The sequence below is a fragment of the Mesorhizobium sp. B2-6-4 genome (assembly GCF_006441495.1).
In the GTDB taxonomy this organism is placed as follows: domain Bacteria; phylum Pseudomonadota; class Alphaproteobacteria; order Rhizobiales; family Rhizobiaceae; genus Mesorhizobium.
Genome location: NZ_VFUE01000001.1, coordinates 470,774 through 483,204, shown reverse-complemented (window position 1 = coordinate 483,204; position 12,431 = coordinate 470,774). Strand labels below are relative to the sequence as shown.

Annotated in this window: 9 protein-coding genes; 6 read left to right on the top strand and 3 right to left on the bottom strand. The window is 62.8% G+C overall.

What is annotated here, in order from left to right; translation table 11 throughout:
* Window positions 1-52 precede the first annotated feature (52 nt).
* From FJ426_RS02220 to FJ426_RS02200, 5 genes are all read left to right on the top strand, one after another.
* Complete coding sequence (locus tag FJ426_RS02220; protein WP_281405478.1) at window positions 53-2,194, top strand: hydantoinase/oxoprolinase family protein; 2,142 nt, start codon at window positions 53-55, stop codon at window positions 2,192-2,194.
* 13 nt (window positions 2,195-2,207) lie between these two features.
* Window positions 2,208-4,403, top strand: a complete 2,196-nt coding sequence (locus FJ426_RS02215; protein ID WP_140559761.1) for a hydantoinase B/oxoprolinase family protein — start codon at window positions 2,208-2,210, stop codon at window positions 4,401-4,403.
* Window positions 4,404-4,408: 5 nt separating this feature from the next.
* Entirely contained in the window at window positions 4,409-4,924 is a 516-nt protein-coding gene (locus FJ426_RS02210) for an acetone carboxylase subunit gamma (protein ID WP_140512904.1), read from the top strand.
* A 109-nt stretch (window positions 4,925-5,033) separates the two neighbouring features.
* Window positions 5,034-5,861: an SDR family NAD(P)-dependent oxidoreductase gene (locus FJ426_RS02205; protein ID WP_140559760.1), complete on the top strand. Its 828-nt coding sequence runs from the start codon at window positions 5,034-5,036 to the stop codon at window positions 5,859-5,861.
* Window positions 5,862-6,115: 254 nt separating this feature from the next.
* Window positions 6,116-7,417: an O-antigen ligase gene (locus tag FJ426_RS02200; RefSeq protein WP_140824719.1), complete on the top strand. Its 1,302-nt coding sequence runs from the start codon at window positions 6,116-6,118 to the stop codon at window positions 7,415-7,417.
* A gap of 217 nt (window positions 7,418-7,634) precedes the next feature.
* On the opposite strand, the gene FJ426_RS02195 is transcribed toward FJ426_RS02200, so the two are convergent.
* Complete coding sequence (locus FJ426_RS02195) at window positions 7,635-8,900, bottom strand: polysaccharide biosynthesis/export family protein (RefSeq protein WP_181165291.1); 1,266 nt, start codon at window positions 8,898-8,900, stop codon at window positions 7,635-7,637.
* 110 nt (window positions 8,901-9,010) lie between these two features.
* Window positions 9,011-9,688: a sugar transferase gene (locus tag FJ426_RS02190; RefSeq protein WP_140497203.1), complete on the bottom strand. Its 678-nt coding sequence runs from the start codon at window positions 9,686-9,688 to the stop codon at window positions 9,011-9,013.
* Between the two features lie 600 nt (window positions 9,689-10,288).
* On the opposite strand from FJ426_RS02190, the gene FJ426_RS02185 reads away from it, so the two are divergent.
* The gene (locus FJ426_RS02185) at window positions 10,289-10,564 is read left to right on the top strand and encodes an exopolysaccharide production repressor exox (RefSeq protein ID WP_140512914.1); all 276 of its coding nucleotides are present in this window, start codon (window positions 10,289-10,291) and stop codon (window positions 10,562-10,564) included.
* Window positions 10,565-10,581: 17 nt separating this feature from the next.
* On the opposite strand, the gene FJ426_RS02180 is transcribed toward FJ426_RS02185, so the two are convergent.
* Complete coding sequence (locus FJ426_RS02180) at window positions 10,582-12,426, bottom strand: ABC transporter ATP-binding protein (RefSeq protein WP_140559757.1); 1,845 nt, start codon at window positions 12,424-12,426, stop codon at window positions 10,582-10,584.
* Between the last annotated feature and the right edge of the window lie 5 nt (window positions 12,427-12,431).

Here is a 12,431-nt window from a genome sequence, read left to right as displayed (position 1 = left end):
TCCGGCCCCGCGAATCTAGCCTGTGGTCATGCTCGGCAAGGGAAGGCGACCCGTGGACCATATCTCTACCAATCCCATCGTCATAGGCATCGACGCCGGCGGCACCATGACCGACACCATCCTTGTCGATCAGGACGGCCGCTTCAAGATCGGCAAGTCGGCAACGACGCCGAAGAACGAGGCCGAGGGGTTCCTCGCCTCGGCCGAGGACGCGGCGGACGCCTGGGGCATCTCGCTCGAGGCCCTGTTTTCGGGCGTCAATGTGGTGCTCTATTCCGGCACCGGCATGCTCAACACGCTGCTGTCGCGCACCGGCAGGAAACTCGGCCTGATCACCACCAAGGGCCTTGAGGACATGATCCTGATGGGTCGCGGCCTGCAGGCCTGGGCTGACTATTCCTATGCCGACCGGCTGCACGCTGTGACACATCATCATCCCGATCCGCTGGTGCCGCGCCGCCGCACTCACGGCGTCACCGAGCGCATCGATCAGTTCGGCGACATCATCCTGCCGCTCTATGAGCATGAGGTCCGTGCCGCGGCGAAAAAGCTGATCGCCGACAAGGTCGAGGCGGTCTGCATCATGACGATCTTCTCGCATGTCAATCCGGTGCATGAGAAGCGCATCGCTGAGATCTGCCGCGAGGAGATCGCCGCCGCCGGAGCCGACATCCTCGTCTACAGCAGCCATGAGGTGCGCCCGGTCATCCGCGAGCAGTCGCGGCTGAACTCGGTGCTGATCGAGGCCTACGCCACCTCGCGCGGCCGCAAGCAGCTCAAGGGGATCGAGGACGTCTCGAAGAAATACGGCTTCAGATATGGCGTCCAGACGCTGCTCTCCTTCGGCGGTCTCACCTCGATCAACCACCCGCGCCTGCACGAAACCATGATCTCCGGCCCGATCGGCGGCATTCTGGGCGCGGCCTATGTCGGCAAGCTGATCGGCAATGACTCGCTGATCTGCTCGGACATGGGCGGCACCTCCTTCGACATGGGCGTCATCACGCGCGGCCAGACCCGGATCGAGAACGAGCCCCTGATGGACCGGTTCAAGCTCAATGTGCCGACGCTGCATCTCGACACGATCGGCGCCGGCGCCGGCATGATCCTCAAGGTCGATCCGCTGACGAAGAAAGTCTCGCTCGGGCCCGAAAGCGCCGGTGCCAATCCCGGCCCGATCTGCTTCGCCAGGGGCGGCACCGAGCCGACCATCGCCGATTGCGACGCCATCCTCGGCCGGCTGAACCCGCATTATTTCCTCGGCGGCAAGGTCGTGCTGCAGGTCGAGAAGGCGCGCAAGGCCTTCGAGGAAAAGTGCTCCCGTCTGCTCGGCGTCGGCGTGGATGAAGCCGCCGAAGGCATGATCGACATGCTGGAAGCGGACGCCAACAACGCGCTGCGCCGCGTCATCTCCGGCCAGGGCATCCATCCTTCGGAGTTCACATTGCTTTCCTATGGCGGCTCGGGGCCGTTGCATCTGGCCGGCTGCTCCAGGGGCATCGGCTTCAAGGATATCATCACCTTCCAGTTCGCGGCCGCCTTCTCCGCCTTCGGCTGCACCACGGCGGATTTCATGCGCCGGCATTCGGTATCCACGCAGATCGACATCGGCGCGCGCGCAAGCGAGGCCGAACTGCTGGCCTTCGGTGCCAGAGTGACCGCGGTCTGGGACGATCTCACCAGGGCCGCGGTCGACGAGATGGTGGCCGACGGTCATGCGCTGGACAAGATCAGGACGGTGCCGTTCCTGATGATGCGCTATACCGGCCAGCTCGAGGACGTCGAGGTGATGGCGCCCCTATCGGCCATCAATTCGGCCGACGACATGCGCAAGGTCATCGACGAGTTCGAAGCGGTCTACGCCAAGGTCAACCATCGCGTCTCGCGTTATGGTGAAGCCGGCTTCTCGATCACCGAACTCGGTCTCATCGCCACCGCCGACAAGGTCAAGCCCGTGCTGCTCAAGCGGCCGCTCGGCCCCTCAAGCCCCGCATCCGCGCACAAGGGCGTGCGCGAGGCCTATATTGGCGGCCGCTGGCACAAGGCCGATCTCTACGAGATGGATCTTCTGCTGCCGGGGCATGAGGTGACCGGCCCGGCCATCATCGAACACCCCGCCACCACCCTCGTCGTCCATCCGCGGGACCGTGTCTTCGTCGACGAATGGACGCTGCTCCACTACTCCCACGCTTGAGAGGGCGAACGCCATGCTGGACAAACCCGCCTCCGCCCTGCGCCTCCGCGAGCGGCTGATCGAATCCGAACGGCTCATGGACGAGACCGGCTGCTATGACGGCATTACCGATCTCGAACTGCGCAACCAGGATCCGCTGAAATTCGAGACGCTGCACACCAAGCTGCGCGCCTACTGCGTCTCGGCGCGCGAGATGGCGCGTCGCATCTCGGCTTCGCCCGGCGTGCGCGAGGTCGGCGAGATGGTCGTCGCCATCTACACGCCCGAGGGCGACGCGATCGCGCTCTCCAACGGCATCATGGTGCATGTGCACACGATGAGCCGTTTTATCAAATGGATGATCAGACAAGGCTACGAGGAAAATCCCCGCATCGTCGACGGCGACATCTTCGCCAACAACGACGCCTTCATCGGCACGGTGCAGGTGCCCGACGTGATGGACGTGGTGCCGATCTTCCACTCGGGCAAGCTCGTCGGCTGGGCCGGCGCCGTCTGCCATGAGCTGGAGGCCGGCGGCATCACGCCGGGCGGCGACGTGGCGCTGGCCCAGGAGCGCTTCACCGAAGGCCTGTTCGTCTGTGCCGAAAAAGTCGGCCAGAACGACGAGTTGCGGCGCGACTACGTCATCCGCTGCGAGCGCAATCTGCGCATGCCCATCTACTGGGTGCTGGACGAGAAGGCCAAGGTCGCCTCCTGCATCGACATGCGCGAAAGCGTCAAGGCGCTGATCGACGAGATCGGCCTCGACTCCTGGATGAAGGTGTCCAAGGAATTCATCGAGGAGGGCCGCCGCGCGCAACTCGCCCGCACGCGACAACTGACCGTTCCCGGCATCTATCGGGGGCATACTTTTTACGGTCACGTCACCAAGGGCAAGCCGGGCTACCAGCCGCTCGGCGACCCCGACTGGCTCTACAACATTCCGATCGAAATGGAGATCACCACGGGCGGCAAGATCATCATGGATTTCGAGGGCACGCAGCCCTGGGGCTACCATTCCATGAACTGCACGCCGGCCGGCATGGATGGCGGCATGTTCGTGACGCTGACCCAGCACATGAATTTCGAAGGCCTGGTCAATGACGGCGCCTGGATGGCGACGGAGCTGAAGCTGCCGCATGGCACCTGGACCAATCCCGACAATGAGATGGTGGCGACGGCCACGTCCTGGGCGCTGCTCCTGCCGGCCTATGGCGTCTTCCAGCGGCTCCTGTCGAGATCATTCATCGCCCGCGGCTTCGTCGAGGAGGCCTTCGTCGGCCAGGTCAACAGCCCGATGATCGAGATGGGGGGAACCAGCCAGTACGGCACGCTGTTCGGCATGGCGCATTTCGAATGCGCGGCCGCCGGTTCCGGCGCGCTTGCCATCAAGGATGGGCTGGACACCGCCTATGTCGGCTGGAACCCTGAATCCGACATGGGCAACATCGAGATCTGGGAACAGAACATGCCGATGGTCTATATCGGCCGCTCGATCGTTGCCAATTCCGGCGGCGCCGGCAAATATCGCGGCGGCTGCGCCTTCCTGTCGACCTGGCTGGTCAGCAAGACCGACCATCTCCGGCTGGTCACCTCGGAACACTCCTCGCGCGTCTTCGACAATGGCGGGCTCTGCGGCGGGTATCCGGCGCCGACCTGCCAAAAACACCGTGCGGTGCGCGACAGCAACATCTTCGAGCTCGCACAAAAGGGCGCGCCGCTGGCGCACCATACCGGCACCAATCCTTATCGTTCCGAACTCGAGGTCCGGCTCGAAGGCCAGCACGTGACGATGGAAGGGCCCTATATCACCGCGCCCCACAAAACCGGCGACGTGTTCACCCATTCCTACAATGGCGGTGGCGGCTATGGCGACGTGCTGGAGCGCGACCCGCTCAAGACGGCATCGGACGTCGAGAACGGCTATCTCACCAGGGAAGCTGCCGAGAATGTCTTCGGGATCGTGCTTGACGAGGACGAGGACGGCTATCCCGTCGGCAATCTCGAAGCCACCAAGCGCCACCGCGCCGAGATGCGGTCGCGCCGGCTCGCTCGGGCCAGGCCGGTCTCGGAGTGGATGGCCAAGGAGCGCGAGCGGGTGAAGGCGGCCGATTTCGCGCCCGAGGTGAAGAAGATGTATGCCAGCGCCATCAAGCTTTCGCCGCGCTTCACCAGGGATTTTTCAAGCTTCTGGGATGTCGATGCCAAATCGACCTTCGGCGTGGAGTAGGGACCATGACCTCATACAGCAAGGAAGTCATCGCCGATCTGGTCGCGGGCACCCTGCCTTGGCCGCAGACGCGCCGCGTCATGAGCGCCTACAAGGACGACGACCGGTTCTTCAAATATGTCGCGGTTTTGCAGGACCGTGTCGGCTGGAGCGATCCGATACTGCTCCCTGTTGGCGACCACCTCTTCATCTGCCAGAGCGGCGATGAGCGGGTAACCCGTTGCGAATGCGGCCATTCCTTCGGCGACTACCGCAAGAACTGGAAGCTGAAGGCTTCGATCATCGTGCGCGACAGCGAGGAGGCGCTGCGCGAGATCTATCCCAACAGCGACCTGCCGGATCCCGAATGGATGGAAATCCGCGAGTTCATCTGTCCGCAATGCGGCACGCTGCACGAGGTCGAGGCCGCGGCGCCGGGTTATCCCATCGTCCATGATTTCGAACCCGACCTGGAAGGTTTCTACCGCGATTGGCTGGGCAAGCCGCTGGAGCCGCTGGAGCCGATGGACAAGGAAAGCTGATGGCAAGGACACAAGTTTCGTCACCGGCTCCGAAGGTTATGTTGGCCTATGAAGTTCAGATACTCTCGGGACTGATGGACCGTCCCGTGCCGCGCGGAGGCCATGCCCGATGACAAACCTTTCCGGCCGCGGCGCAATCGTCACCGGTGGCTTCTCCGGAATGGGCCTGGCGATTGCCACGACATTGGCGCAGGCCGGCGCCAATGTCGCCGTCGGCTCCTATGTCGCACCTGGCGGCGTGGAGAGATCCGACGCCGCCTACTATCCCGGCGCCGACGAGATAGAGCGCGTGCGTTCGGCTCTCGGCGCGCATGGAACGAGGATTTACGCCGCCCATCTCGATGTGCGCGACAGCGGCGTGACGAACCGTTTCGCGGCCGACGCCGAGGCGGCGGTGGGTCCTGTCGACATCCTGGTCAACGCCGCCGGCACCACGGCCGAGCAGCCGGTCTGCGGCCATTCCGACGCGCTGTGGGACAAGATCGTCGACACCAATCTCACCGGCGCCTTCCGCGCCACCCGCGCTGTGCTGCCCGGCATGATCGAGCGCGGCTGGGGCCGCATCGTCAACATCGGCTCGACCGCCGCCTCGGTCGGCTGGAAGGACAATCCCGCTTACTGCGCCTCCAAGGCCGGTCTCCTCGGCCTCACCCGTTGCGTGGCGCTCGAAGGGGCGGCGCATGGCGTCACCTGCGTCATGATCAGCCCGACCTGGGTCGAGACCGAACTGATGCGCCGCAACGTGGCGCAGGTCGTCGAGCGCGAGGGCAAGGGCCGCACGGCCGAGGACGCGATGGCCGAGATCGCCAGGGGCAACCCGCAGCAGCGCATCCTCCAGCCGCAGGAGATCGCGGCGCTGGCCGTGTTCCTCTGCTCTGATATGGCCAAGGGCATCACCATGGAAAACATACAGGTCACCGGCGGAGCACTTTGGTAGCGCGCACGGCTGGTTGCGGCCTCGATGGAGAGGCCGGCAATGGAAAGAGAAGTCCGATCCCGTCCGGGCGTGTCCGGGACCTGATCTCTCGGCGCTCGCCTGGCTGTAAGACAAGGTGACCGCATTTGCCATTGAGCGCGCGGCGCGATAGGTTATATTGCACTGCACAATGGAGATGCCGTCGATTGCACCCTTCTTACGGAGATGCCTGCCGATTACGCGGCGGTCCGGGGTAGGCTCGGCGAGAACCTGAGATGAAGATTCCAAAGTCCTTGCTGGTCGATCCCGAGAGGAACTCGGTCTACGGCAGTTTTGCCGTTGCCGTCTCGGTCTGGGCATTCTCCTACTCCGTCATATTCGGCCAGGTGCTGATCCTGGCCTACTATGCGGTGTGGCTGCCCCTCATCATGGTCGACTACAGGCGGTTCCTGCGGCATCTGTCCAGCGCCTGGCTGCCATTGTCGTTCGCGGCCTATGTATGCTTCTCCGTCTTCTGGTCGGACGCTCCCGGCATCACCGCGAGAACGGCCGTCCAGTACTTCTCCCACATCGCCTGCGCCTATGTCGCGGCGCGAGCCGTCAGTGTGCGGACCCTGACAATAGGCGCCCTGGTCGGCATATTCGTCGTCCTGCTCTACTCTCTCAAGGTCGGGGCCTATTCCGAGGACGTCCTCGACGGCACCTATAATTTCGTCGGCGCCTTCGCCTCAAAGAACCAGATCGGCTTCGTCGCCTCGCTCGGCATCTATTTCAGCGTCGTCTTCATCGCCTTCCTCAGGCACGGCCGGCTGAGCCTGTTCCTGACCGTGCCGGTGGTGCTTTTGTCGGCCTATCTGCTGGTCATCTCGCATTCGGCCACCTCGATGGCCTCGACACCGGCGGTGCTGGCGCTGGTGATGCTGCTTGCCATGAGCAAGGTGCTGTCGCGACGCTACCGCCGGGTGATCTTCCTGGTCGGCACAGGCATGCTGGTCGTCGCTATCCTTGTGGCGCTGAATCTCGGCCTCATGGACTTCGTCCTCGGCCTGTTCGGCAAGGATTCGACGCTCACCGGGCGCACCTATCTGTGGGAGCAGGGCTGGAACGCCGCGCAGAGGGCGCCCATGCTCGGCGTCGGCTATGCCGCGTACTGGGTCCAGGGTTTTGCCGAGGCCGAGCGCCTCTGGAACGAGTTCTACATCACCACCCGCACCGGCTTCCACTTCCACAATACCTACATCGAAGCCCTTGTCGAACTCGGCTTCGTCGGGGCGACGCTGGTTTCGCTGGTCATCCTGCGCACGCTTTACGGCCATGTCTCGGCGGTCGCGTTCGGAACATGGCGGGCGGATTCGGTCGTTCTGGCCGGCGTCATGGTGCTGCTCCTGATCCGCTCCTTCGTCGAGGTCGAGATCCTCAACCCCTACATCATAGGGTCCTTCCTGATGTATTTCAGCTTCTTCAAGCTGGCGCGACTGCCCGTTGCCCGTCCTCGCCTGTCTGCGGCAAGGATCGAGGAGGCGAATGCCGCCAAAGGCTGGAGCGGGCCGGAGCCTGGCATCGACGCGGCTCGATGAGTGCGGATCGGTTTCCTGTTGGGCTTGCGTCAAGACAAGGCGATAGAGCGCTGGCGATTCGCTCAAACGCCGCCCGCTCCAGGGTGATTTCAGGAAAAGTGTGTACCGGGAAGAGCGCGCAGCGCTTTCCGTCCGGAATTGCGCAAAAACAAAGGGATAGAGCAGCTCACCGTTTTCGTGAACGGTGAGCTGCTCTTATCTCCGGCCGTTCGACCACTTACTGGCTGGGCATTGGCGCCAGCTTGACCTTGATCACATCGCCCGGCAACACGGGGGTGTCTTCCTTGACCGCAATCTCGCTCGTCTTGCCGTCGGCAGCGCGCAGCAGTGAATAGATCAGGGTGGGCTCTTCGTTGGTTGCGCTGGCGGCCACGGTGGCGGGATCGGTGGCCTGGGCCATCAATCCTTTCTGCATGTTGACCCTCAGCGCGGCCTCGTTCAGGTCGGCTTCGGTCTGCTGCCGGTCGGCGGCGAGGCTCGAGCTCAGCGTGTTCTGGGCATCGATGGCATCCTGCGTTGCCTTGCTGATCGCTTGCTTGGCGGTGAGGATGGCCGTTTCGTAGTCCAGGATCTTGCCCTGAAGGTCGGTGACGGACTGCTGCGAATCCAACAGTCTTGCGTTGGCGACCAGGCCTTTCTGGGCCAGCGGACCGATGCTGGTGAGTTGCTGCTGCGCCAGGTCGACCTGCTTCTGCTGGTTGACGATCTTCTTCTGCAGCGATTCGATCTCGGCCTGCAGGACCCCTTTCAGGTCGCTGAGCGCCTCGAGCTTCAGCTTCAGCGCCTTCTGGTCAGCCGTGAGGATCGTCATCTCGTCCGCGACGATGGCTTGCAGTCTCGGATCGCCCTCGACCTCCTTCGGCACGTCGAAGCTGGACTTGCCCGCAAGGTCGGCATCGATGCGCGCGCGCTTGACGATCAGTCGAACGCGCTGATCGTCATATATGTCGAAATTGCCTTTGGCGGTGACCAGGTCCTTGCCGAGCTGCGGGCCGTAGTCGGCGCTTCGCCGGATGCCGCCCGCGATGCTGACCGCCTTCAGCACCGTAAGATCGGGCACATAGGGGAATTGGCCGGGGTTCTGCACCTCGCCCGAAATATAGAACGGCCGGAACTGCGCCATTTCGACCGATGCCTCGGGCCGGTCCGACAAGGCGAGCTTGTGCTGCAGCGCCTCGCCGATCGCCGCCGCGACTTCGGCCGTTGTCTTGCCGGATGCCGGCAGCTCGCCGACGAAAGGCACCGACAGCATTCCGGCCGGCCCGACCGTGTATACGCCATTCACCGCCGACCAGTCGCGGAACGTGCCTTCGACGGTCTGCCACTCCGCGATACGGATGGTGAGCTTGTCTTGCGATCCGAGATGGTACTCGTCGGCAAGGGCGATCCGAGGCAGGGCGAGCGACAGGGCCAGGCAGCTGGCCACGAGCCGCAAACGCCGCGAGCGGCCCGAATGCGGGCCGCTGCAAAAAACTTCGAACATGTCTATCTTCAACTGAATGTTCCGATCCGCTTTGGCCCCACCAGCCCGATGAGCCTGCGCCCGATGCCTGCCGGGAGAAATCTCCCGCGTGCGATCCGGTTCGCGACCGCTCAGTAGCAGCCGCGCGACATCCAGACAGCCGGAACTGTCTTGATGATGATGCGAATATCCTCAAAAAGTGACCAATTCTCGACATAGTGGCGATCGAACGCGACGCGGCTGTCATAGGAGACGTCGTTGCGGCCGCTGACCTGCCACAGGCCGGTCAGGCCGGGGCGGGACTTCAGGTAATACACGGCGGCGCTGCCATAGATCTCCAGTTCGTCGCGCACGACCGGGCGAGGTCCGACAAGGCTCATGTCGCCCTGAAGGATGTTGATGACCTGCGGCAACTCATCGAGACTGAGTTTCCTCAGGACCGCGCCGACCCGGGTGACTCGCGGATCGTTCTTCAGCTTGCGGGTGGCTATCCATTCCGCCTTGGCTTCCGGATTGGCCGCCAGATAGGCAGCCAGCACCCTTTCGCCGTCCGGCACCATGGTGCGGAACTTGAGACAAGGGAAAACCCGTCCGCCACGCCCGATTCGCCGGTGACCGTAAAAAATCGATCCGCCATCGGAGAATTTGACGAGCAGCGCTATCATGACGAACAGCGGGCTGAGAGCGATCAGGGCGGCCAGTGAACCGGCAATATCGAAACTGCGCTTGATAAGGCCGCCGATCGGCGGTGGAAAATCGACGCCAGCCTGCGAAAACTCCGCTGTGGCCGACTTGGCAACATCCCTCATGCCAAAACTCCATGCGTTGACCGGATGGTTTACGGCACGATATCAAAAAAATGTTGCAGCGCAACACACAATTTCCCGCACCTTTGAAATAGTCACGTCATGAATTGACTAAATAATAAGCGTGCCCTGCACAAATTTCGGAATATTTAGCACATTTATGACAATAAATGGGCATAGCCGGAAAAATAGAGGCGCTTTTGGGGCAACTTCTAGGCGGGGCGTTCTTTATGCCCTTGAATGGAGCTCGTTGGTGCTTTAGCGCGGCACGATATTCGGTGGTATTCATATAAAATACTATTCAATATTGTAGATTCTACTGAAAAACACCAAAGAGCCGAAGTTGCGCGTAATCCCGTCGTGTGCGTTGCAGCATGAGCGAGTCGAGCGCAAAAGCTCACCTAAAAATAAATGCAGTTGCCCTTGCGGCCTTTTGCTCGCCTTAATAGAATTGCAAATTATACCTGTCAAAGTGGCGACAGGTTGAAAGGCCGGAAGCAACCGGCCGGGAGCGGGCGACTTAACAAGCCCGCATGACAAGGGACGACGCTCGGGTGGGGCAATGATTGGAATATACCCGGGCCGGTTTGTGGGCTGTTGGGTATGTCGCTTCCAAAATTCATCGTTGGGATGATTTTCGCTCTTGCGATCGTCGTTGGCTGGTCATGGCTGGGCGGCGCTTCAATAGGCACGACGCTGCTGCGCGTCATCATCTGTGCCGTGGTCATCCAGGCGGGCTACTTCGTGCTCGTCTATGCCATGATCGTCAAAAGCGCGCCGACGCCGGCCGACAGGACACGCGAGGCCGAAAGAAAGCTGAGTTCGGCCGAGGTGGCCGAGGGTGAAAAGCTCGGCGGCGCCGGGCGAAGCCTTCACTGACCCAGACCGGGCTGGCCTCAGGCCACGTCGGCGGGTTCGGACTGAGATTGTTCGCCCGAAAGCATCCGGGACAACCGGCTTCCTGCTTTCGCCTTCAGCCGCCGATATTGCCCGGCCTCGACGACACGGCCGTTTTCCATCGCCACCACCCAGTCGGCGAAGGCGATCATCGATGGCCGGTGCGCGATGGTCAGGATCGTCATCGAGCCGCGCAGCCCGTCGATCGATTGCGCGATCAGCGCCTGGTTTTGCCAGTCGAGCGCGCTGGTCGCCTCATCGAGGATGAGCAGCGACGGCTTGCGCAGCAAGGCGCGCGCCAGCGCGATCCGCTGGCGTTCGCCGCCCGACAACCGCACGCCGCGGTCGCCGACCACCGTTTCGAGCTTGAGGTCGAGCCGTTCGACGAATTCGGCCGCATGGGCCGATCGCAATGCGGCCCACAGTTCATCGTCGCTTGCTTGCTGTGCGGCCAGGCGCAGGTTCGCCGCGATCGTGTCGTGCAGGAGAAACACGTCCTGCGGCACGTAGGCGACCTGGTCGCGCCAGCCCCGGCGATTGGCGGCGTCGATCTCGACGCCATCGACGAGGATCGTGCCGGCTGTCGGCTCGAGCAGGCCGAGCAGCATGTCGGCGATCGTGCTCTTGCCTGATCCCGAAGGGCCGATAAGGGCGGTGACCTTGCCGGCCGGAAGGCCGAAGGTGATGTCGCTCACCACCGTCTTGGCGGCGCCGTCCTCGTAGGCGAAGGAGACGCCGCGAACATTCAGTCCGAAATCGAGCGACAGCTTTCGAGCGTCCTCGATCCCGGCATGGCCAGGTTCCCGCTCGGCGTCGAAACGCATCTGCAGGCTGCGCATCGCGGCATAGGCGGGCAGGTTGATCAGGACCTGCTGCGCTTGCGTCTGCATGTCCATGAAGCGCGGCGCGATGCGCATGAAGACCAGCAGCAGCACCACGATCTCGGCCAGTGAGAGGTCGAAGCGAACCAGCGCCACATAGATGAACAGGCTCAAGCCGATCACGCTCGCCACCTGGAACAGGGCGGTGCCGGTCGAGCTGTTGCGCACATAGGCGATGTTGTCGGCCTTCATCCTTTCGAGTGTCGCCTGCAACTGCGCGAAATAGGTCGCCTCGATGTTCAGGCTCTTGGCCACCTTGATGCCGCCGAGGAATTCCGAGACCGTCCGGTATTGATCCTGCCGGTTGGTGGTCAGGACCTGGCCAAAGGCGGTCGCCCGCGACCGGAATGGCCGCAGCGCGAGGAACATCAGGATGCCAATGACCACGGCGAACAGCGTCATGACCGGCGAAATGAACATGGAGATCACGAGATAGCCGGCCAGAAGCACGGCGATCTGCACCAGCATCAGCAGCGAGAAGGCCGCGCCCTGGACGCGGTCTATGTCCCCGGTCAGCGCATGGTCGAGGTCGGAGCCGCGCATGCGCGTGAAGACGCCCCACCGTGCCTTGCCGATGCTTTCGAACAGGTTCATGCGCAGGCGGTTGATGAAATCGAAGAGAAGCCTGGCCATGTAGACCGACTTGAAGCGGTTGAAGGCGGCCTGCAGCGCGACCAGCGCCACCAGCATGCACAGCATCGTGGTCAGCTTCAGCGTGCCGTCCGGCACCAGCCAACGCATGAAATCATTGTCGGGCAGCTTGATCGCGAAGTCCTGGCCGGAGCGTCCGACCAGCTGCAACAGCGGAACCAGCAACAGGATGGAGATGCCTTCGGTCAGGCTGCCCAGGATCAGGAAGAGCAGCGCCGTCCAGGCCCGCCGCCCGCCTATCTGGGCGATAACGGCGCCGAACCCGGCGATTTCCCGAAACAATGACGGGCGAAGGAGCGATGATTTCGACATCTCCT

What these genes read in the sequence shown, in the direction of transcription:
- FJ426_RS02210 (WP_140512904.1), top strand. Translation starts at nt 4,409, where the DNA reads ATGACCTCATACAGCAAGGAAGTCATCGCCGATCTGGTCGCGGGCACC.
- FJ426_RS02200 (WP_140824719.1), top strand. Translation starts at nt 6,116, where the DNA reads ATGAAGATTCCAAAGTCCTTGCTGGTCGATCCCGAGAGGAACTCGGTC.
- FJ426_RS02180 (WP_140559757.1), bottom strand. Translation starts at nt 12,426, where the DNA reads ATGTCGAAATCATCGCTCCTTCGCCCGTCATTGTTTCGGGAAATCGCC.
- FJ426_RS02205 (WP_140559760.1), top strand. Translation starts at nt 5,034, where the DNA reads ATGACAAACCTTTCCGGCCGCGGCGCAATCGTCACCGGTGGCTTCTCC.
- FJ426_RS02195 (WP_181165291.1), bottom strand. Translation starts at nt 8,900, where the DNA reads ATGTTCGAAGTTTTTTGCAGCGGCCCGCATTCGGGCCGCTCGCGGCGT.
- FJ426_RS02215 (WP_140559761.1), top strand. Translation starts at nt 2,208, where the DNA reads ATGCTGGACAAACCCGCCTCCGCCCTGCGCCTCCGCGAGCGGCTGATC.
- FJ426_RS02190 (WP_140497203.1), bottom strand. Translation starts at nt 9,688, where the DNA reads ATGAGGGATGTTGCCAAGTCGGCCACAGCGGAGTTTTCGCAGGCTGGC.
- FJ426_RS02185 (WP_140512914.1), top strand. Translation starts at nt 10,289, where the DNA reads ATGTCGCTTCCAAAATTCATCGTTGGGATGATTTTCGCTCTTGCGATC.